The organism is Bacillus cereus group sp. N8 (assembly GCF_016483685.1).
Classification (GTDB): domain Bacteria; phylum Bacillota; class Bacilli; order Bacillales; family Bacillaceae_G; genus Bacillus_A; species Bacillus_A proteolyticus.
The window spans coordinates 25,372-47,603 of the sequence record NZ_JAEHBK010000028.1 but is presented as its reverse complement, the minus strand read 5'-3'; the positions used below and the strand labels follow the sequence as shown (position 1 = coordinate 47,603).

Below are 22,232 nucleotides of genomic sequence, written 5' to 3'. Positions count from 1 at the left end.
ATGTTATTTTAATATATTAAGAGAATTATTTCTATAAAAATTCTACCAATTATAAAAATTAATAAAATCCCATTGTTTTCTGACAAGATATTTCTTCCTCAAAAAAATGTACATTTCTTTGTTTTGAGGATTATTCAAAATATTATCTTGATAGTAATATAACAATACTTCTAAGAAATCTAAAAAATTCTAATCAATACATTTTAGCTGTTAAGAAGAATATTCAATCCAAAATTAATGGAGATTTATCAACCTAACATCTCAATATCACCATTTAAAAAGATGCTCCTGGATTTATCCAAGAGCATCTTTTATAAAGCTTTATTTTTTACTTGTTTATCAACTATCTTATGATATTTAGTACCTCTCATATTTTTAAATAAAATTACTTTAGTAATCGTATGAAAGGTTGCCTAATCATTTTTACAGCACCTCTAAGTATATTCTATTGTGCTTACGTCTAATTAATAAGGATCTGATTCATGGCTTTTCTTTACTGCATCTTTTGTTGCTTCGTTTGCAGCTAATGAACCTTGACCATATTTTGATTTACTTACTTCGCGGCCCGGAAGTTTGTTTTCCGTTTTAGCTTCTTTCATTTTCTTTTCAATACCTTCTTTAACACGACGGCCATAATCCTCATCAGCTTGTGTGAAGTGTTCAATCATCGCATTCTGAATTCTTTTGTCACATACTGCAAGTGCTTCAGATAGATTTTTAACCAACTCATTTCGTTCCCACTCCTCAAAACTACGATATGTGTGACCTGCTTGACCATAATTATTAGGACGATCGATTGGTGCGCTCATAGCAGCCGCATTGTAAGTTGGTTGATGTGGATGATGCTTTTCTTGTTTTGCATCTTTATAGCCACCCAGCATAGATGGCTCATAGTTAATATGCGGATTTTCTCCAGACTCTTTCGGATTACGCATATCCATTTGACCACGATGTTGATTTGTACGAACAGGCGCTTTAGGTGCATTTACAGGTAATTGCAGATAGTTTGCACCAACGCGATAACGTTGAGTATCTGAATAAGAGAAAGTACGACCTTGTAGCATTTTATCATCTGAGAAGTCCATGCCATCAACAAGTACTCCTGTACCAAAAGCAGCTTGTTCAATCTCTGAATGGTAATCAACTGGATTACGATCAAGAACCATACGTCCTACTGGTAACCAGGGGAACTGCTCCTCTGGCCAAAGCTTCGTATCATCAAGAGGATCAAAATCGAGTTCTGGATGATAACCATCCTCCATAATTTGTACAAATAGCTCCCACTCTGGATAATCTTTGCGCTCAATTGCTTCATATAAATCTTGTGTTGCATGACTAACATTCATTGCTTGAATACTGTTTGCATCTTCTTGTGTTAAATTTCGAATTCCCTGCTTTGGCTCCCAATGATATTTCACCAATACAGCTTCGCCTTTTTCATTTACCCATTTATAAGTGTTCACACCAGATCCCTGCATATGGCGATATGTTGCTGGAATACCCCATGGAGAAAATAAAAATGTAATCATATGTGTTGCCTCTGGGGTACGAGAAACAAAGTCAAACATCCGCTGAGGATTTGGCACGTTCGAAACCGGATCAACCTTAAATGCGTGAATCATATCTGGGAACTTCATCGCATCACGAATAAAGAAAATCTTCAAATTATTCCCTACTAAATCCCAGTTACCATCTTCCGTATACATTTTCACTGCAAAACCTCGTGGATCCCTTGCTGCTTCTGGTGAGCCCTTGGCTCCAGCTACTGTAGAAAAACGAACCATTAACGGTGTTTTTTTACCAGCCCCTGAAAATACTTTCGCACGAGTATATTTTTCTGCCGGCTCATCTCCAACTTTTCCATAGGTTTCAAAATACCCAAATGCTCCAGCTCCTCGCGCATGTACTACACGTTCCGGAACCTCTTCTCGATCAAAATGAGAAATTTTTTCGATGAAATGATAATTTTCAAGTGTTGCTGGACCACGATTCCCAATTGTTCGGATGTTTTGATTATCCTTCACAGGGTGCCCCTGTCGTGTTGTCAATGTTTCACGTTTCACGTCTTGTTCATCTAGAGAATTCATGTCCTGGTTTTCTGCCATAATTGAAAACCTCCTCAAAATTATTCACCTTTAGGTATTTCCATTTATTAGAAAAATATGATAAAATTGCAACTTATTTATAATTTATCAATTAACAATTATATAGTTGTAATCAGTCCTTTAAAAATAATAGGAGTGCTTCATTAAATTCTTTAGCATGCGTTGCATTTAGCCCATGTGGACCACCCTCTATTAAGGCTACTTTAGAATTAGGAATTGCTTCATGTGTTAATTTCCCACTATATTCATATGGTACAGTTGCATCTGAATCACCATGAATAACAAGGGTAGGTATATTAATCTTGGCTAAATCGCTTCTGAAGTCTGTTTTGCTGAAAGCAGCGATACAATCTAGTGTTCCTTTAGGTGATGCACCCGCAGCGATATCCCTATTGTAAAGTCGAAATGGTTCACTAACTAAGTCAGTTCGATCTCCAGCAGCAAAAAATCCTTTCGTAAACTCATCAAGGAATGCTAGGCGATCACTTTTTACTCCATTTTCAAATTCTTGAATTGCTACATCATCTAATACACCCTCAGGATGATCTGCTGACTTGTAAAGGTATGGTGGTACAGCTCCTGCAAATACAACCTTCTCTACTCTATTGGTTCCATATTTTCCAATATACCGGGCTACCTCGCCTCCACCCATAGAAAAACCAACAAGTGTGACATTTTGAAGCTCTAACTGTTCTAATAGTTGATGTAAATCAGAAGTAAAGGTATCATATTCATACCCTTCCCACGGCTGAGATGATTTTCCAAAACCTCGACGATCATATGTTATAACTCTGTATCCAGCCTCAACAAGAGCGGGAACTTGGTATTCCCAAGATCGACCACTTAACGGCCAACCATGAATTAGTACAACTGGTTTCCCTATACCATAATCCTCATAATATATCTCAATTGGTGCTTGATTTTCGATTCCTACAGTAATTTTTGCCATTCTCCTACCTCCTTTAATATATATATATCCTTTTCTTCAATAATCCGAATGAATCTCATAACCTATTTATGCACATTTATATTGTGAACTCTATGTATGAAACTCTACTGTTCCGATGAATTCATTTTCTGTTTAAGGAACAATTCCCCATCTCATACCTTTTTCATCACGAAGTATTTGCTGAACATTCCTCCTATTCAATTCTAATAACAAAAATAGGTGACTATCAATATCGTTCTATCTATAGAATGTATAGGTAAAATCAATCAATTTTATAGTGAAAACAACTATAGTTACGACCTATACAAATTATAGATAATTTAGAATTGATTAACCAATTAGTTTTCAAATACTATAAATTTGTATAGCGCTTCATGTTCCGTGAATGCTGCTATAACTCATATTAACGGTCAGTTTAGTTACAAACTAATCGTAACAAACGAAGAAAATCAGGATAATATTCCACTGTTTAAACTTTCTTCGATTACTTAATTTTTAGGAGGAATACATAATGACTGATCTCTATTCTCGTATTAACAAAGATGATGCTGTCGTGCTTTTAGTAGATCATCAAACTGGTCTTATGTCCGGACTAGTACGTGACTATGGTGTTGATGAATTCAAAAACAATGTTTTAGCTCTTGCTCACACTGCTAAGTTTTTTGATTTACCAGTTATTTTAACAACAAGCTTTGAAAACGGACCTAACGGACCTTTAATGCAAGAATTGGTTGATTTCTTTCCTCACGCACAAAAAATAGCTCGACCTGGACAAATTAACGCATGGGATAATAATGATTTTGTAAAAGCAATCGAAGAAACTGGAAAAAAGCAACTTATCATCGCCGGCGTAGTTACGGACGTTTGTGTTGCCTTCCCGGCACTTTCCGCTATAAAAGCTGGATATGAAGTATTTGCTGTCACTGATGCTTCAGGAACTTTCAGCAAACAAGTTGCAGATGCTGCCAATACGCGTATGGCACATAATGGTGTACAACTTATGAACTGGTTTAGCGTAGCTTGCGAATTACAACGCGATTGGCGGAACGATGTCGAAGGTTTTGGCAATTTGCTTGCTAGTAATCTTCCAGGCTATCAAAATATAATTGGAAGCTATTTAGGAGCTCAACGAGATCTTAGTAAACAAAATGCATAAATGTATTCCAAGGAAATAGCTTTAAATCAATTTTTTTAAAGTAAATAGTATAAATTTAGTGCTGATTAAATCAGCACTAAATTTTAAATTAAAAAGTATAGCAGAGCTTTAATTGACAGAATATACATTACTTTCAATAAATAATTTTAAACAATTAAAAAAGGAGCGTTTTATTATGAGTAATTTAGAATTGTTAAATCCGGAGAACAGTGCCTTAATTTTAATTGATTTTCAGCCTCAAATGACTTTTGGAGTTGCAAGTATTGATAGACAAACATTGATTAATAACGTTATGTTGCTTGCTAAATCAGCAAAAACTTTTAACGTACCTACTATTCTTACTACAGTTGAGACACGCAGCTTTTCTGGTTATTTTTGGCCACAAATTCTTGACATATTCCCAAACCATGAAATTATAGAACGCAGTTCAATGAACTCTTGGGAAGATCCAAAATTTGTTGAAGCAGTTAAAGCAACCGGTAGAAAGAAATTAATATTTGCAGCACTTTGGACTGAAGTTTGCCTTGCATTCCCTGTGCTTGAAGCAATTAAAGCTGGCTATGAGGTGTATGCAGTTGATGATGCTTCAGGTGGTACTAGTTTGACAGCACATAACGCTGCTATGCGTCGTGTAGAACAAGCTGGTGCAATTCCAGTGACAGCAATTCAAGTTTTACTTGAATACCAACGTGACTGGGCACACAAAGACACTTATGATGCTGTAATGGAGATTGTAAAGGAACACACTGGTGCTTATGGTCAAGGTGTAGAATACGCATATACTATGGTGCATGGCGCGCTTCCAAGCAGGAAAATATGAAACAAGAAGGCGTAGCTGCCGAAGAGACTTATACAGGGAACACGATGGATGCTGCCGATCCAGTAACAACGATTGTTACATGGGAAATTCAACAAGGTAAAGAAAAACAGTTTGAAACATGGAGACATGAAATCGAAGCTGCCGCTACTAAATTCCCAGGGCATTTAGGTGTAAATCTAATAGTCCCAAATAACGGATTCAGAGAGTATACTGTTATTTTTCGCTTTGATACATATGAGCATCTACGTGCTTGGCAAGAATCAGATGTTCGCCGAGATTTGTTAAAAACGGCAGAACAATTTCAAGTTACTAATCCAAGTTACAAAACTGAAAGCAGTTTGGCTTATTGGTTTGTTACTCCGAAAACGCCAGTTCCACCGCAAAAATGGAAAATGTCTATCGTTACCCTTCTGGGTGTATGGCCTCTTAGCATGTTAGTTCCTAAATTGATAGGACCTATTATAAAACATATGAATCCTATTATGTCCGCTTTTTTTGTTTCTGTATGTATAGTGTCCTTGCTATCATGGGTAGTTATGCCGATTTTCGGTAAATTATTTCATCCATGGTTACAAAATAATAGAAAGTAGACGAGGTGTGAATATGAATTTACCGGATATGATCTTATATAACGGAAAAATTACTACCCTTGACCCTTCTCAGCCTGAGGTATCTGCTATCGCCATAACTGATGGTTTAATAACTGCAGTAGGTGGAGATGAGCTTCTTGATAGCGCCACAGAAAAAACAAAAAAAATAGACCTTAAAAGAAAAAGAGCTATTCCAGGCCTGAATGACTCTCATATACACGTTATTCGTGGCGGTCTTCATTATAATATGGAATTACGATGGGAAGGTGTGCCTTCAATTGCCATTGCTCTTGAAATGCTCAAAGAGCAGGCAAGGCGTACACCTGCTCCTCAGTGGGTAAGAGTAGTTGGAGGTTGGTCTGAATTTCAATTTAAAGAGAGACGGATGCCAACTTTGGAAGAGATTAATGCTGTTTCTGAAGACACACCTGTCTTTGTGCTACATCTTTACGATAGAGCACTTGTAAATCGTGCAGGGCTGCGTGCACTGGGATACACAAAGGATACCCCAGACCCTCCAGGTTGTTTAATTGAACGGGATAAACGAGGTAACCCAACGGGCCTTTTAATTGCCAACCCTAACGCTTCTATTCTTTATTCAAGTTTGGGTAAAGCCCCAGTACTTAATTTTGAAGACCAGATTAACTCAACTCGCCATTTTATGCGCGAATTAAATCGATTAGGTATTACAAGTGCCATTGACGCAGGTGGCGGTTTCCAAAATTATCCTGATGACTACAAAGTTGTTGAATATTTAGCCGAGAAGGAACAATTAACTTTGCGTATTGCTTATAATCTATTTACGCAAAATCCTAATCATGAATATGAAGACTTTGCTTCATGGGCAAAAATTGTTTCTCCAGGTCAAGGAAATGATAAGTATAAAATGAATGGTGCCGGAGAAATGTTAGTATTCTCGGCAGCCGATTTTGAAAAATTTCAAATGCCACAGCCCGAACTAGCTACGATGATGGAAGCTGACTTAAAGAAAGTAATTTCTTTATTGGTGGAAAACCGTTGGCCATTCCGTTTACATGCAACTTATGACGAGTCAATCACACGATTCTTAAATGTATTTGAGGAAGTCAACAAAGAAATTCCTTTTAATGGTCTACGATGGTGGTTTGACCATGCAGAAACAATCTCAGATCGTAGTATGGAACGTGTTAAGGCTTTAAATGGCGGTATTGCTATCCAAGACCGCATGGCTTTTCAAGGTGAATACTTTGTTGATTTATACGGAAAGGAAGCTGCAAAGCGTACTCCTCCGATTTATCGTATGTTAGACCTAGGTATACCTGTTGGCGCAGGTAGTGATGCAACTAGGGTTTCCAGTTATAACCCTTGGGTCGCTCTTTACTGGATGGTTGCCGGAAAAACCATTGGTGGGCTTTCAATATACGATGAAAAAAATAAACTTGATAGAAAAGTAGCCCTGGAATTATATTCAAAAGGAAGTGCGTGGTTCTCTGGTGATGAAGGTAAAAAGGGAACCCTTGTAGTAGGTCAGTTTGCTGATATTGCTGTATTGTCTGCTGACTACTTTACTGTGCCAGAAGAAGAAATCAAGAACCTTGAATCATTACTCACCATTATGGGTGGGCAGGTTGTTTATGGAAATGATGAATTTAAAATTTTATCACCTGAATTGCCACCAGCATCACCTGATTGGTCACCGACGGGAGTTTATGGTTATGGTGGTTCTAACCTAGCCCACACTATACTTTCTCACGATGCCCATGATCACAAGCTACATAGTTGCAGTAACCCTCTCCATCAACACACTCATACTGTAATAGGAAAAGATGGAACTAAATGGGGTATTGGTTGTACCTGCTTTGCTTTCTAAGTCAAAACCACCGGTATAATGCCGGTGGTTTTCTTTATACAATAAGGATATGTAGAAAGAAATAGCAGTATATACCTAATGGAATCTATTACAATGCGATAAGACCGAAGAGTTAATTGATTAACTTGACTTGTTTTTAACAGCCTTCTCTCCTTGCAAAGTCTGCCCTTTTCCCTTAAATAAAAGTCCATGGTATTCCCTTTTGAAGCGACTACACCACACATATAAATCTACTTGCCCTTTGACTGTAATTTAGGTCTTATCCTAAGAATTATGTATCATGTTTAACTCTCACACTATAATCATTATTATTTCTATTATAATAATACTTTTTCAGGTTCATTTAACTTCTGCATAAAGATACGTGCTGCAAAACTTAAAAATTTATCATCAAAGTGAATAAGATTAATATTTTGACTTGGTGTCGGATCAATAATACGAACTATGCTCAAGGTATCATTATTAACAAAGTCAACTAGTGAAAGAGGTATTATAGCAACCCCATGTCCATTGTATACAAGGCTCAATAGAGAAATAGAAGATTTTGTTTCTATATTTGCTTCAGATAAAGATAACCCTAAACTCTCACAATATATTTTAATAGATTCACGACAACTACATGAAACCATTATTCTACTGAGTCCTACTAATTCTCGAAAAGAAACAAATGATGTTTCATTCAAAGGATGATTTTTTGGAATGACAAGGACAAGCTCTTCGCTATACAAAAGGGTGCTTGTTAATGTATCTGGAATTTGAGCACTACGCGTGATGCCTATATCAATATTTTTATCAACGATTTGATTTACAGCAACTTCGGATTCTATGATTTTTACTACGATGTTAGGATAATGTTGTTGAAACTTCATAATATAAGGTGTTAAATAAGTGAGATCCTCTAATAAACCTCCTATAGTAATTACACCTCTTTTTACCCCCTTTAATTCAAAAATTTCATTATAAACGTCATCAAATTGTTGCATGATAAATTTTCCTTTATCAAATAGCAGCTTACCCGCTTCTGTCATTTTGATACCTCTTCCAACTCGATGAAACAAGGGTGTATCAAGTTCACCTTCTAACACACGGATTTGTTGGCTTAAAGTCGGCTGTGAAATACCTAGAACTTCCGCAGCTTTAGTAAAACTATTATTATTACAAACTTGAATAAAATACTCTAAATGACGTAATTCCATTCTTGATACCCACTCTCCGCTTTATGAAAGATTTATAATGAAAAGGACGCTATGTATACGTTAACATAACAACTTTATTCCCTACTGTACTAATTGAATTTATATGATTTATTCATTTTGTATTATAATACATTTACTACCACTTATTAATTTTTCCTCCTATTTATTTAATTTATATTTAATTAGGATATTACTAAACAGAAATAGCCTCTACAAACTTACAATTTCTGTGCGTAATATCCTAACTTTTTCAACTGTTTCATTATCATTTTTTCTCAATATAGTCCAAACTACCAAATATTTGCCGAATCCCCTCTTTATGCTGAGGAAAAATAATATCCATCGATTCAATACCTTCTGAAGTAATTGACGCATACGTGACACGGCAGTCTTTAGGACATGGTTTTCACCTCTTCTTTTCCAACCTATCCACTACATACGTGATACTACTACTTGCAAGTAATGTTTTGTCTTCAAGTTTTTGTATAGGCTGATCGGCTTTACTGTATAGTAGCTTAAGCACTGTAAATTCTGTTGGATTAAGTCCATAAATTTTTATATCCTTTTCAATACGTTTAGTGATTGACTGCAATTCCTTTCATAATATAACAAATAACTTTAAAGATAAGCTCTCATCGTTAATCACGCTCGTAATTACCAATCCTTTACAACTTATCTTGAATTCGAGATTCATTATATTATCGTCAAAATATTATGTCAATCATTCATTTTAGCTTTATCAAGCCACTTATAATTTATTTCTCAACATAAGACATATGGAATTAGAAGAAAACAATTGTTACTATATAAGTATCTCAATTACGTTATTTCTTTTAAAGAGAGCTTGTTTTCTAACACAAGTTCTCTTTTGTCGTATTCTAAATTGAATCGGGACAAATTTCAGATAATGAGTCTGCCCATTTGTATGATATAGTTTTTAAACAAAGATTAGAGCCCTCCTACAAGAAGAAGAGCTCTAATCTTTCATATAAATATTCACCATTTTTATCATTGCGGGGACATCAAAACTTTAACTTGATGGGGATATGATACTACCTCAATTAATAAATATTACTCACCATATATCTAGGTTAATATCTATCATATTTTTTATAAACAGGATTAATTGGATTTAAAAAAAGATTTCTTTTTCTTTACTCGTAATAAATCACCTGTCCATCCTTTGAATCGCATATACATACCTCCTGTTGTGAAAATAATAAATAAGAGAGCAATTAAATAGCTATATTTCCATTCTAGTTCAGGCATATATTTAAAATTCATCCCCCACAATGCTCCTAAGGCCGTCAAAGGCGTACTTACAGCAGTTAATACAGTAAGAGCTTTCATAATCTTATTCCCACGATGTGAAGAAACAACTTCTTGTAAATGAATCATCGTATCTAATTCTTCTTGGTACTCTTTAACGAGTTGTAATCCACGCTCTAATTTCAAGTATGTTTGTTTATAACAAAGAGTTTTTGTTATATTTTCTAACCAAGCTTCCTCCAAGCCTTGTAACACTTCTTGTATTAAGCGAAACACATGTGTGTTCATAAATAATTCATGACGAATATGATAAATCTTTTCTAAAACTGCTATGTTATTATGATGATAAAAATCCCATAATACATTTCTAAAATGGTTTTCAAAATAGTCAACCTCTCGCAAATAGTGAGATATAAACATTGATAAGATAGCACATAATCCTTCAGCGGAACTATTACAATTTTTTGTACCTATAGGGAAATTATGTATTAATTTTCGGAAATCCTCTTCCTCTTTTTCCTGGACCGTTATCAGTATTTCATGAGCTACGAAATACTGAAGAAATTTTTGAATTTTGGCGTCCTTTTTATCTTGGTCATATAAAAACGAACCATATACACAAGTTTGACTTGGTGATAACGTATAAACATATAATCCATTTTCACAGGGAGAACTTATTTTCTTTACAAATTGAGAGAAATAAGATGTTACATCAAGAGGGATTATAGAAGAAAGTTTTTCAAGCTCACTAGTTTTCACATGATACCAACTCCATTTTGGCATTTTTATGCATTCCATATTATTCTTCCTTTCTGAATAGTTTTATGTTTGATCGAATAATATCCGTAATATGAAATTTGTAAGTAGGTATTCATGTCTTGGAGGAAAAGTTTTTAGATCAACTAAATTACAAAATAAATGGCATAGGAGGTCTTATTATGTTAAAAGGAAGACCCCCTATATATTAGCTATTTTTATTCTCAATTTTAAACATTTCCTCTATACAAGCATTTTTTATCTTTTCTTATAAAGAATTTATTATATGTGGAAAAGAAGCTACATAATTTGGCACGTCTATTCAACGAACTCCATTTCGGTCGTTATTATAATTTGGATTCATATGCAGATTGATTGGTGATGTCGTCAAATACTTGACTTCCAATAATATAGTATCCATGAAGTGCAGCCTCTTTCGAAGCGTCTACCATACGGAAAGAAGAAATTTCACCTTGTATTTTTTCAATTCGTTTTTTGTGGATATCTACTATTCCTCCTGTCCAAATAATAGTGTCATACTGGTCTAACTTAAATTGTTCTTGTAATACACGCATAACGTCTTGGAAGTGTGCGTCCAACTCTTTTTGAATCAAAGTATCAACCTGACTTGTCTGAGGATTTTCTTCTCGACCTCCATATCCTTTTTCTAAGATTTTCGGCATGTCGTTAATATGCAAGTGATTACTTTCACCCGCATGATTCTGCAGGATATTCTTAATATTTTTCAAAGGCTTGCTACATCCTAGTTCTGTCTCATAATGATTTAAAATGATATTCTGTTTCATATCTGTCATTTCTAATGTACGAAATCCACCATCAATAATTAAGATACGCTCTCGTTCCTGAATGATTCCCTCTTTTAAGAAATAGGCATGTAAAGCGACCGGTTGCTGAAGAATCAAAGCATTTTCCACCGTAATATTAATAAATTTCCCATCAATTTGCACGGAAGTTTCTTTTTTTAGTGCACGTTGTAATTGCTCATGCTGACTACCAAAACAAGTAACGGGAAGCCCGGTAACAATTAAAGGTAACACGACATTTTCTTTATAATCCTTTGCAATGCAACCAAATATTTGTTGTTTAAACCGTTCGCTTTCATAATAATTTTCTATTTCTTCGTCAAATGGAGGAAGAAATGAAGCGTCAGATTGATGTGCTTCATTTCCCATGTAGTATGCAAAGTCTAAGTCTATAAAACTTACCTTTGTTAAATCTTCACTTTCAGCATGATTAGGTACAGGGGCCAGTGTGGAAGCTTCACTCTTAATCGTCACCTCAGAATCTACACCCTGTCGAATACTCAAGTTAATCTTTTTTCACACGGTTAAACTTTATTAAGAAAACCTTAAGAAATTCCCCTCTATATTCATAAGAATTTTTTTCTATACTCAAAAATGTAAATAGACAAAAGGAGAAATACTCATGAAGAAATTTGTAATTTGCATAATAGGAATAAGCCTTCCTATATACTTACTACCTTTCATATTACGCGGGGATTTGGATAGATTTAATCCGATTGCTGAAGAAAAAAATATATATGCCGTTGCGAAGGGATATGGCGTTCCAGATTACCATCATAAAGGAAGAGCTATGTACTCACTAACAGGTGTTGATGAATTAAGGAATGAGAAAGAAAATACAGTAGGAACGAACACTCCTAATGACTTTATAAGAAAAACTTACTTAAAAATTCATGTGAAAGGAAAGTATGTCTATTCTTACGATGCTATCTCTGAAAAGGACATACCGGAGGGAATAAGAAAACAATTGGAAATAGAAGATAAATAAAAGTTCCTTAGTATGTTCCTATCAAACTCTAAAACATAACATATAAAGGTATTTCTACAGAGAGGCGACCGTGTGATGCCAAAGATCATACCTGTAGTTTTGTTAGTAAACCTATTAATTAGTTGTAGCTCCATTAATGATTCATCACCCGCTAAGAATAACGAAACACAAAATCAATTACAAGAAACAAAAAATAAAGGTGAACATTTCAAAGATGATACGCTAGAAACAACATCTAATGTCAATACTCCTAACATATTTTTGATATTACGAATATGTTAGGAGTATTTCGTATCAGGGCTCCTCCATCTCCATCAAGCTAAGATTTTGAAGTATCCCCAAAACGAAAATTTTGTATCTCTACAGTTATTTATTTAAATTCGGATGGCTTTTTCATTTTTGAGAAGAATGTTTTTTTACTTGATGGCAATGTTGCTGGCCCTCTAGCCAGTACAATATGTCAATAATGTTTCCTGTTTCTGTTGATGAATATGAAAATACTACCCACACACTTAATGAAAGTATAACAATATTTATTACCTTACTTTACAACAGAATCCTTTTTCCATTTGTATAAAACTATTTTATGATAAACAGGATCAAATAATGGATTCGAATAAAAGACGGCTTCCTTTTCAACTTGTCCTTCTATATTAATCCCTTGTTTTTGAAACCCTTCAATAAGATGATTGGTAACGTATATATTATCATTTTTATGATATTTTTTATCTTGTAAAAAATATGAATATGTGTAAAACCGTTTATGTTCATACGGCACTTGTAAATATTCCATAACCCTCGTCTCTTCCCAAGTGTATACAATAAACGGCTCTTGTTTCCCCTCCAAATATGACGCGAGTTGATATGTTGCTGGTACCTCCACTTGTTGTTCTTTCATGAGCGATATACTCACCAGAAGTTGACTAGTTGCAAACAAAAGCAATATAATGCCACGATGTCTTTTTAACCATGAAATAGCAAGTACGCATAGTAACATCGCTACAATTGGATAAGAGTGACGAGGTTTATCGATGTTTTGTCCAAATAAATTCCAAAGAAAATAGAAAATCCCCAGAGCAATCAAAACCTTTGGGTAGAAACGTATGTTTTTCCATTGTAAAACAAACAGAAACAAAAAGAACAAAAAGAAACCTACTAAATAATAAGAGTGGATACCTATTCCTGCAAAGATGATGTTTTCAGAAAGTAAACGATAGAGGCGTGAAATAAGTGGTTCACTCGTATCTGTAACTGCTCCACCCCATTCGGTAAAATGGCCTTCTACAAATCCAAAAGAAATTTCCCATAGCCCCCTGACGCCACCAATGTTCCAAATAAGAGCACTAATCCAAACTAGTTGCGAAAGGACAGCTGTACAAAATAAGATTATAAATCGCCATTTTTCTTCATGCCATTGTTGCCATAATAATAAAATAAGTACAATTCCAAACGGTGCATATGATAACCGTATACCCATTAATAGCGCAAAGAAAAGAATTGGCCAGAATTGAGCTTGAAAACACTTTGTACGAAAGGCACGTTCTATACTCCATATATACCACCATACGATTGCTAACGCTGCACCTTCTGACATAGGCTGCGTTACTAAAAGAGAGAAATATCCGCTCGTTTGTAAGACAGCTACAACAATAAGAGCGCTCGTTTTACTTACATAATAACGTGCAATCCAATACATCGGAAAAGCTGAGCCGAGTGCCATGATGGCATTAAAAATCCCTAACGATTGCACAGGATTTTCTATAAAAACATGCGTTATCATCCCCCCTAAAATAAAAAAAGGATACCCCGGGAAATGTGGCTGCATCGCCAATATGTCATATTGCTTTAATGCAAGTGTAAAATCGACTTCGTCCCAAGTTGCTGCAAACGGACTTGTATAGAAAAAACGAATACAAATCACACTAATAATAAGGATAACTGCCCATATACGTAGTACTTGTTTCATCTCATTTCCTTTCTTCAAAAAAAGTACAAGGAAAACACCTTGTACTTTAACTAACTGACTTATTTTCTTCAATTCTTTCTTTCTTTTTTTTAGGCTCTTTTCTTAAATATTGTTGCTTATATATGAAAGAATTGTCTTTAGCGAAACAATTCTTTCATAATTACCTTAAACTTTGGTTTAAATGTGATTTCAACAAGCGTTAAAAATCGGTCACGGTCATTTTCCATTAATAAGCGGAGAGAAGAATTGTTTTTGTTGTTTGAAATTATCTCAATCCTATCAACGGTATTAAAGTCGTAATAACCAATGGTTTCATTATCTTCTATGGTTCTTACTAGAAGTAAAAATCTATGGTAGAAAGGAGAGACCATTACTTCAAAAGCCTTGTTATTAATCTGGAATGCGAAAGTGGTTTCATCGTATTCAAATAATTCTTTTTCGTCTTTTTTTCTTGGTAAACACTCAAATAAAGATATGAAATCAAGTTCAGATGGATAGGAATCCATTTTATTCACCCACATTTCTGGATTGATATACTTAGACAGTCCTGAATGTTTCAACAGTCGTAAAATTGACCTTTCTACACGTCTGAAGAAGCATATATTTCACCTTTTCTTTCTTCGGCATCTTTTTGTGCAGTTCTAAGAAACGATACCAGAATAAATAATTGTCTAAATAACGTGTAGCAACGCCTTGAAAACGATTCATCCATTCCTTAAAACGTCTATGATAACTATTAACGTGTTGAATATGGTAAATCCCTTTCCTAACGTATGTTCCTTTTCGCACGTTAATTGCTTCGTGTTGTAATCCCTTCATCTTGGCAAATGTCTTATAATTCGTTGCCGAATCTGTACATAACAAAGCAGAAGTGTCGATATTACTACCTAACACTCCATTTAATTCGTGTGCCGTGATACGCCCTTTGCCTGCCATTTGAGAAAGGATTCCGCCGTCCCTGTCATATGCAACTACTACACAAATTTGTTCCTTTGAAATACCTCGTTTCCCCGCCACGCCGCCGCGTTTGCGTGGTTTGCGAAACCCAATATTCTTCTTGCCTTTATGTGACTCCAAAATAAACGTTTCGTCACTTTCTACAATTCCTTTTAAGATGCCGTTTCCAAGTGAGCGGATTGCATTTAAGATTTTATGTCGCCAGTAGAAGGCTGTACTGATGTGAATATCTAACTCTCTAGCAATCTTCGGTAAAGTATAACCTTCCACCATCATCTTGAAGTAGTCCAGCCATTTATGAGGATGATGTGTTCCTGCCATTGGGCTACCTGTCATCTCGTTGAATGATTTTCCGCAATCTCTGCACAAGTAACGCTGACGTAAACGGTATTTACCGTTCCGTTTTACAGCCAAACCTCCACAATGAACACAAGCTAGTCCTGAATGAAAACGGGCTTCCCGAATATCATTAACCATTTTGGAAATATCTTCAGAGTTTTCAGGGAACAGGTCTTGTTGAATTGTCCTGAATAGCTTGTATTGTTCTTCTTTGGAAAGCTCGGAAAAATCCTCATATACGTCTGACCACATCGTCTTAAATGCCTCCTGTTGATTGTCCTATCTATATTATATATTATCTATCCAACAGCAACAATTTATGCGAAAACAACCTTTTGTTATAACTATCCTTATCAATAATCTTTCAGCTCTATCCCGTTAGCCGCTTTCGCTATCATTTTCGAAATCATCTTAAATTGTACAACCATAATGGTTGGTATACGCAACATTAAGTTGCGAAGAAAGATTTTGAAGTTTGATTTTTCAACCATACTCCCGGCAGCCATTAATCCTATTTTTTGATTTTTCTCAACAAACTTTCTCATTTTTTGTTCATAGGCAATAAATGCACGGGCGAAGTCGCCATCTGCAGCTTTGAGTTCACCAGCTAATACAAAAGCCCCGACAAGCGCCAGGCTAGAGCCTTGACCGGATAAAGGTGATGGGCCATACGCTGCATCACCTACCAATGTAACCCGCCCCTTTGACCAGGTCGGCATGTGAATCTGGCATATCTCGTCAAAATAAAAGTCTGTCGCATCTCTCATGGTCTTGAGTAGATGCGAGGTTTCCCAACCTGTCTGGCCTAAGAAGGCATTTTCTACAAGTTTCTTTTGAGATTCTATATCATAACGGTCGTACTTCAATGCCTCTGATTGGAACAAGAACATCCCCCTTGCTTCGGTATTGTCACGAGCACTATACATACCTACTGTTTTGCCTGGTATCGTATAAAGCAGCTGGTGGTGGTCGAGGTTAAGGTAATTCTCGAGATTAAAAATTGAGATATAACAGCCAAGGGTACGTTTAAACTGTGCTTCGTCGCCAAAAGTTAAGGTGCGCACATTAGAATGGAGCCCGTCCGCACCGATGACCAGGTCAAATTTCTGTGGCTTGCCATGAATAAATTGAACTTCTACACCAGCTTCAGTCTCATGTATAGCGGTAATCGAATCGCCCCAAATGTATTCAACCGTATCCTTGGTTAAATCGTACAAAATGTTACTAAGATCGTCACGCATGATTTCTATGTCCAGACCCTGCTGGTTCCCCATACTCGCTTCGCTTATTTTACCTTCGAACTTGCCCTTGCTGTTCACGAAATAAACACCAGTCATGTTCGTGTCAGCTGCACGAACTTGATCAAGTATGTCCATCCCCTTAAGCACCGTAATAGCTGCACCACGGATATCAACCCCGTAACCACCCGTGCGCAATGCTGGTGCACGTTCTATTACAGTCACGTCGAATCCGTGGCGTTGAAGCCAGTAAGCGAGTGCCGGGCCGGCAATGCTCGCACCAGAAATAAGGACGCTCATCGTTTGTATCATATTTGCTTATTCACTCCTATCCTAATTAAAGCCTTAACATCTCCACAGTATATTCGCGACCTATTCTACTTATTTACCACAACAAAATAATAGGAATTTAATTTTCCAACAAAATGGTCCACTTCAAAAAGATACGTCTTTTTATATGCATCCCTCGATTTTGATTAAAGATTAATTTCAGTAGCTTTCAAAAATATTTAATATAAAAATTGCGTCTCAACTTTCCGCTCAGCTGAGCAAATATTCTCGTGGTTTCATTCTTCTCATGACCAAGTAAGCTTTTTATTACTTCAAGTGGCGCATCGTTGTTAATCATATATGTAGCATAGCTGTGACGTAATTGATGAGGATGAATACTCTATTTAATCCCAGTACAATTTGATATACGTATACGTTTGATAATAAATCTTAAGTTATCAATACTTATACGTCTTTTGAGCCTTTTTCCCGTAATAAACAAGGCTCCTCATCCTCTCTTTCATCTAGATACCTTTTTAACCAAATAGTGCAACCAGTATTAAAGTATACTTCCCTTTCTTTATCACCTTTCCCATGTACAATGATTCGTTGAGAAGTTAATATCATCACGATTCAGTTTTACGACTTCTCCAATACGGCAGCCCGTAGAATACAAAAATTCAAATAATGATATAATTTCTCTCGTTGTATTGGGATGTTTATAGACCATCAATTTTCTGTTCCTCTCCTTTTCTTCATACTTCTGTTCATTAGCCAAAGTATGAAGAATAAGAGCTTTTTTATATACAAATAATAAAGCTCAAGGAGTTGTTGACATGAATTTCATATTAAATATTTTAGGGATTTTCATTGTAATATTATTCGTTTTCCTATGTTCGCCTAATAAAAGAAAAATAAAATGGAGACCAATCAGTATTCTAATAATATTGGAACTTTTTATTACATGGTTTATGTTAGGTACCAAATTGGGTAGTATCATAATTAATAAAATTGCGTCATTTTTCAGTTGGCTACTATCATGTGCGAATGAAGGTATTCGATTTGCATTTCCTTCAGCTATGGAAAATCAAACAATTGACTTCTTCTTTAGCGCATTACTTCCTATCATTTTTGTTATCACTTTTTTTGATATTCTTTCTTATTTTGGAATCTTAACTTGGATTATCGATAAAGTAGGTGCAATCATTTCAAAGATTTCTCGTTTACCAAAGTTAGAAAGCTTCTTTTCCATTCAAATGATGTTTTTAGGAAACACGGAAGCACTTGCAGTTGTTCGTGATCAATTATCTGTTTTAAAAGAAAATCGTTTGTTGACTTTTGGAATTATGAGTATGAGTAGCGTCAGTGGTTCTATTCTTGGTGCTTATCTATCAATGGTTCCAGCAACATATATTTTCAGCGCCATTCCTTTAAACTGTATTAACGCATTAATTTTAGCCAATGTTTTAAATCCTATAGAAGTCACTAAAGAAGAAGATATTATTTATTCACCTTCAAAAAATGAAAAAAAAGATTTCTTTTCTACCATTTCAAACAGTATGTTAGTTGGGATGAATATGGTTATTGTTATTTTAGCCATGGTAATTGGATATGTAGCATTAACAGCATGTTTAAATGGGTTTTTAAGTTTTTTTGTAACAGGTTTAACAATTCAAAAAATCTTCTCTATTATCTTTAGTCCCTTCGCTTTTTTACTCGGTGTATCAGGCAGTGATGCTATGTATGTTGCTGAGTTAATGGGGATAAAAATAACAACGAATGAATTTGTTGCAATGATGGATTTAAAATCACACCTAAACTCGTTACATCCGCATACTATTGCAGTTGCAACAACATTTCTAGCCTCTTTTGCTAACTTTAGTACAGTGGGCATGATTTATGGAACTTACAATTCATTATTTGGCGAAGAAAAATCATCAATTATCGGTAAGAATGTTTGGAAGCTTCTTGTTAGTGGAATGGCTGTTTCTTTATTAAGCGCTATGCTTGTGGGGCTTTTTGTATGGTAAATGAATATCGAAGATACTTAACACCCTTACGGATGAAATTTATGTACACAGTGCAAGGCATCAGGAAATCTGTCCCCTTTATCTTTTTAGCCAAGAAGACTCCCTCCTCAAGGAAAGTGAGGGAGTCTATCTCAGTGAGCACACGGGATTTGAATTGACTTTTTGAGTTAGCGAAAAATTGTTGCTGCAGTCAGTAGTGGAATCATATTAATTACTCGTACCCTATCTATTTGATCAAAAGAAAACTGTAATTTAAAAAGAACTAACTAAATAAGTGCTAATGCATAGATTATGAATAATACGAATGTCAATTTTTTATTTCCCAATATTTCTCCTCCAATTTCTTGTCACGCCACCCTGAAACAATGCTGGTTCGCTTATGGGCATCTCTAAAAAGTAAAGAACAGAAGATACAAGAAATTATTTAATTTTTACACTTCAAACACGCATCCCCCTCGGGGCTGCTTAATCTCTAATATTAATTAACAAAGGTCTCATTACTTTCAATGAGACCTTTTAATATTGCCTATTTTTTACGACGTACTACAAAAATACAAGTACTCACTGACGATACAATTGCCAAAATGGATAAGACAATTGCTATTGTTTGCATATTACTTGTACCTTCATTTTTCTCCACACTAGATACTTCACCATGTTCTCCTGTAAGTGACGTACCTTTTGTAATTGCAGTAAGTGAATGTGGTTTCTCTGCTTTCTCGTCGCCTGTCCATTCAACAATTTCTCCGTCTTTATATTGTTGATATGCATCCCAAGCTATTTTTTGTTCTTTATCTGGGTTTTTAGCAACGAAAGTAAATCGTTGGAACTGACCAGGTGCAATCCCCTCTCCTGTTGCTTCCCATATTACAGTTTTAACTTTTCCAACTGTATCTTTTTGTTCTTCCACTTTCCATCCTGGCACTGGCTCATACTGTTGAAACTCGACTCCAGATGGTATTTTCAGTGTGACTTTTGTTGTTGCCATATTCTTTTCAACAGGTACCTTTATTGTATAAGTCTCCCAAGAGCTCACGTCAGAAGTTGCTGGTTTTACAGTCACATGAGCACTAACAGGTAACGAAAAAATTCCCATCGCAATTATTGTTGCTATCATTGTTGTTCCTATTTTTTTTATACGCTTCATTTTCTATTAACTCCTTTTCATCTATAACGTCTCTTTATCTGCCACCTACAATAAATTTATAATCTATATCGAAGCTATCAAGAGATTTTGTTAATCCATGAACTTGTATATTCCAGTTTCCTGTCATGTTAATATACATGCCTTCCGCTTCATATTCTCCTGGTGAAACTGCCGAAACTTTAAATGAACCTTTTCCCATATTCATATCTAACGATTGTGTGGTCAATATAATTTGTTCCATATCAGTAACTGGCTGTCCGTTCTCATCCTTTAAAGTAATATGGAATGTATTTTGTCCTACCTTATTAGGACTTACATTTAGAGTAAGTTCATATCCATTATCTAATTGTTTACTCTCTGTGAAAGGTCCAGTAGGAGGCATCGGCGGTGTTTGTACGTTTGTCATAAAGGCCACGATTATGAAAACGATAACTCCAATGATAAACTCTACTCTCACCGTAACTCCTAATCCTTGCTGCGCTCGCATTTTCCCTTTCACATAATGAATAATTCCCAATATCCCCATACAAACGAATAAAAGTATCTTTGTTAATAATGCTAATCCATACTTCGTATCAAATAGGGAATGAATCGTAGGAATAAAAAATGTACTGTTAAAAAGACCCGTTAATAAAAGTACTATGACAGCACTTGTTGCCCATGGTGAAAAACGCTTAATTGCATCCCAATACATAGTCCACTTGTCATCCTCTTTACGTAAAAGAAGAATAATCGATGATAGACCGCCAATCCATAACGAAGCTGCGAATAAATGTAGAAAGTCCATAACGACAGCAATGTCTTTAAACTTTAAACCAAATGCGTGACTATTAAAGGCTTTCATAACGAGTAACCCAATAAACAGTACTATTGGAATGCTCCATACTTTAAACGATGAAAGCTTCTCACGCTTCACCGCAAAATATGTAACAATTATAAGCGTACTAATAAGAGCCATTTGAGTGATCCATACATAACCAAAAACAGATAGTTGCAATGTTTCTTTTAATAATAGTGGATCAAATGCTTCTAACCACGAAACATCAGCATTTATTTTCGCTTGCAATGGTAGATTGAATAGTAAGCTAATGAATATACCAATTAATGATATCCATATTATTCTTTTACTCCTTGAGTGAACTTGACTTTCACTTCCTTTATAAAGGATAAGATTAAATAATAGAACACCGATAAATAGAGAAAAACTTGTATATAAAATTCCGCGTTCCACAATCATATCGATTTTCGGAACATAGCCCATCTCTTCTACTTTTATATCATCTGTTCCCGCTTCTGCTGACCCAATACGGAACGGAATAACTCCTTGAATTGGATGTCCATCAGCTGAAATAGCTTTCCACTGAATAGAATAGAGACCATTTTTGAGATTCTCTTTTAAGCCAGCTTCTAATAATTTTTTATTACTTTTATCTATATGAGCATCTTTTAAATCTACCCTTTTACCTGAGGAATCTCTTACAAACAATGTATTAAAATGTGAAACTTGTATATCCTCATCAAATTCAATTTTCACAACAGGTGGTGCTTTCTTTAATGTTTCATTTTCCGTAGGGTTTGATTTTACAACATACGCATGAGCAGATGCACTTTTTGGTATTAATATGATAAAAACGCATGCAATTAATAGCCATGCCCCTAACCTTCTTATTACTTTCACACTCATTTCACTTCTTTCTTTTTCGTCACTACACTTTCATTACTTTACTTCTTGAATTTTATTCTCCGCTAAACTATTAACCTGATTAAGTATAAGGATCTATAT

Annotated in this window: 17 protein-coding genes and 3 pseudogenes; 7 read left to right on the top strand and 13 right to left on the bottom strand. The window is 35.4% G+C overall.

From position 1 onward, the window contains the following. Positions 1-464: 464 nt before the first annotated feature. Both JDS80_RS25160 and JDS80_RS25155 read right to left on the bottom strand, forming a co-directional pair. Positions 465-2,105 carry a catalase gene (locus JDS80_RS25160; RefSeq protein ID WP_199640232.1) on the bottom strand — a complete coding sequence of 547 codons (1,641 nt, stop codon included), beginning with the start codon at positions 2,103-2,105 and terminating at the stop codon, positions 465-467. Between the two features lie 112 nt (positions 2,106-2,217). Next, positions 2,218-3,054 (bottom strand): alpha/beta fold hydrolase, encoded by an 837-nt coding sequence (locus JDS80_RS25155; RefSeq protein WP_199640231.1) that lies wholly within the window; start codon positions 3,052-3,054, stop codon positions 2,218-2,220. Positions 3,055-3,565: 511 nt separating this feature from the next. On the opposite strand from JDS80_RS25155, the gene ycaC reads away from it, so the two are divergent. From ycaC to JDS80_RS25135, 4 genes are all read left to right on the top strand, one after another. Continuing rightward, positions 3,566-4,210, top strand: a complete 645-nt coding sequence (gene ycaC / locus JDS80_RS25150) for an isochorismate family cysteine hydrolase YcaC (protein ID WP_199640230.1) — start codon at positions 3,566-3,568, stop codon at positions 4,208-4,210. A gap of 175 nt (positions 4,211-4,385) precedes the next feature. Then, positions 4,386-5,030, top strand: a complete 645-nt coding sequence (locus tag JDS80_RS25145) for a hydrolase (RefSeq protein WP_000067162.1) — start codon at positions 4,386-4,388, stop codon at positions 5,028-5,030. Next, positions 5,027-5,620 (top strand): antibiotic biosynthesis monooxygenase, encoded by a 594-nt coding sequence (locus JDS80_RS25140; RefSeq protein ID WP_199640229.1) that lies wholly within the window; start codon positions 5,027-5,029, stop codon positions 5,618-5,620. Before JDS80_RS25145 ends, JDS80_RS25140 begins: the two co-directional genes overlap by 4 nt. 13 nt (positions 5,621-5,633) lie before the next feature. Then, positions 5,634-7,469, top strand: coding sequence for an amidohydrolase (locus JDS80_RS25135; protein ID WP_199640228.1), 1,836 nt, complete (start codon positions 5,634-5,636; stop codon positions 7,467-7,469). Between the two features lie 317 nt (positions 7,470-7,786). Here the strand turns inward: JDS80_RS25135 and JDS80_RS25130 are convergent, their stop codons facing one another. From JDS80_RS25130 to JDS80_RS25115, 4 genes and pseudogenes are all read right to left on the bottom strand, one after another. Beyond that, entirely contained in the window at positions 7,787-8,665 is an 879-nt protein-coding gene (locus tag JDS80_RS25130; protein ID WP_199640227.1) for a LysR family transcriptional regulator, read from the bottom strand. Positions 8,666-8,883: 218 nt separating this feature from the next. Then, positions 8,884-9,257 (bottom strand): annotated as a pseudogene (locus JDS80_RS32150) (MarR family winged helix-turn-helix transcriptional regulator). 530 nt (positions 9,258-9,787) lie between these two features. Beyond that, the gene (locus JDS80_RS25120; protein WP_199640226.1) at positions 9,788-10,732 is read right to left on the bottom strand and encodes a magnesium transporter CorA family protein; all 945 of its coding nucleotides are present in this window, start codon (positions 10,730-10,732) and stop codon (positions 9,788-9,790) included. Positions 10,733-11,037: 305 nt separating this feature from the next. Then, a complete protein-coding gene (locus tag JDS80_RS25115; RefSeq protein ID WP_206774676.1) occupies positions 11,038-12,018 on the bottom strand; it encodes a ParM/StbA family protein in 981 nt (326 codons plus the stop codon). A 118-nt stretch (positions 12,019-12,136) separates the two neighbouring features. Here JDS80_RS25115 and JDS80_RS25110 point away from each other — a divergent pair, with 118 nt between their 5' ends. Together JDS80_RS25110 and JDS80_RS32385 are read left to right on the top strand one after the other, a co-directional pair. Beyond that, positions 12,137-12,502, top strand: coding sequence for a YxeA family protein (locus JDS80_RS25110; protein WP_199640225.1), 366 nt, complete (start codon positions 12,137-12,139; stop codon positions 12,500-12,502). Between the two features lie 75 nt (positions 12,503-12,577). Then, positions 12,578-12,766, top strand: a pseudogene (locus tag JDS80_RS32385) (PCYCGC motif-containing (lipo)protein); the annotation flags it as partial. Between the two features lie 277 nt (positions 12,767-13,043). On the opposite strand, the gene JDS80_RS25105 reads toward JDS80_RS32385, so the two are convergent. From JDS80_RS25105 to JDS80_RS31645, 5 genes and pseudogenes are all read right to left on the bottom strand, one after another. Next, the gene (locus JDS80_RS25105) at positions 13,044-14,468 is read right to left on the bottom strand and encodes a hypothetical protein (protein ID WP_199640224.1); all 1,425 of its coding nucleotides are present in this window, start codon (positions 14,466-14,468) and stop codon (positions 13,044-13,046) included. 137 nt (positions 14,469-14,605) lie between these two features. Beyond that, positions 14,606-14,974: a hypothetical protein gene (locus JDS80_RS25100; protein ID WP_199640223.1), complete on the bottom strand. Its 369-nt coding sequence runs from the start codon at positions 14,972-14,974 to the stop codon at positions 14,606-14,608. Positions 14,975-15,005: 31 nt separating this feature from the next. After that, entirely contained in the window at positions 15,006-16,016 is a 1,011-nt protein-coding gene (locus tag JDS80_RS25095; RefSeq protein WP_199640222.1) for an IS1595 family transposase, read from the bottom strand. Positions 16,017-16,117: 101 nt separating this feature from the next. Continuing rightward, positions 16,118-17,314, bottom strand: coding sequence for an FAD-dependent monooxygenase (locus JDS80_RS25090; RefSeq protein ID WP_199640221.1), 1,197 nt, complete (start codon positions 17,312-17,314; stop codon positions 16,118-16,120). A gap of 187 nt (positions 17,315-17,501) precedes the next feature. Then, positions 17,502-17,963: pseudogene (locus JDS80_RS31645) on the bottom strand (tyrosine-type recombinase/integrase); the annotation flags it as partial. Positions 17,964-18,108: 145 nt separating this feature from the next. Between JDS80_RS31645 and JDS80_RS25080 the strand changes: the two are divergent. Continuing rightward, positions 18,109-19,302, top strand: a complete 1,194-nt coding sequence (locus JDS80_RS25080; RefSeq protein WP_199640220.1) for a NupC/NupG family nucleoside CNT transporter — start codon at positions 18,109-18,111, stop codon at positions 19,300-19,302. 526 nt (positions 19,303-19,828) lie between these two features. Here JDS80_RS25080 and JDS80_RS25075 read toward each other — a convergent pair. Beyond that, positions 19,829-20,449, bottom strand: a complete 621-nt coding sequence (locus tag JDS80_RS25075; protein ID WP_199640219.1) for a YcnI family copper-binding membrane protein — start codon at positions 20,447-20,449, stop codon at positions 19,829-19,831. 34 nt (positions 20,450-20,483) lie between these two features. Continuing rightward, positions 20,484-22,133, bottom strand: coding sequence for a copper resistance CopC/CopD family protein (locus tag JDS80_RS25070; protein WP_199640218.1), 1,650 nt, complete (start codon positions 22,131-22,133; stop codon positions 20,484-20,486). Positions 22,134-22,232 lie beyond the last annotated feature (99 nt).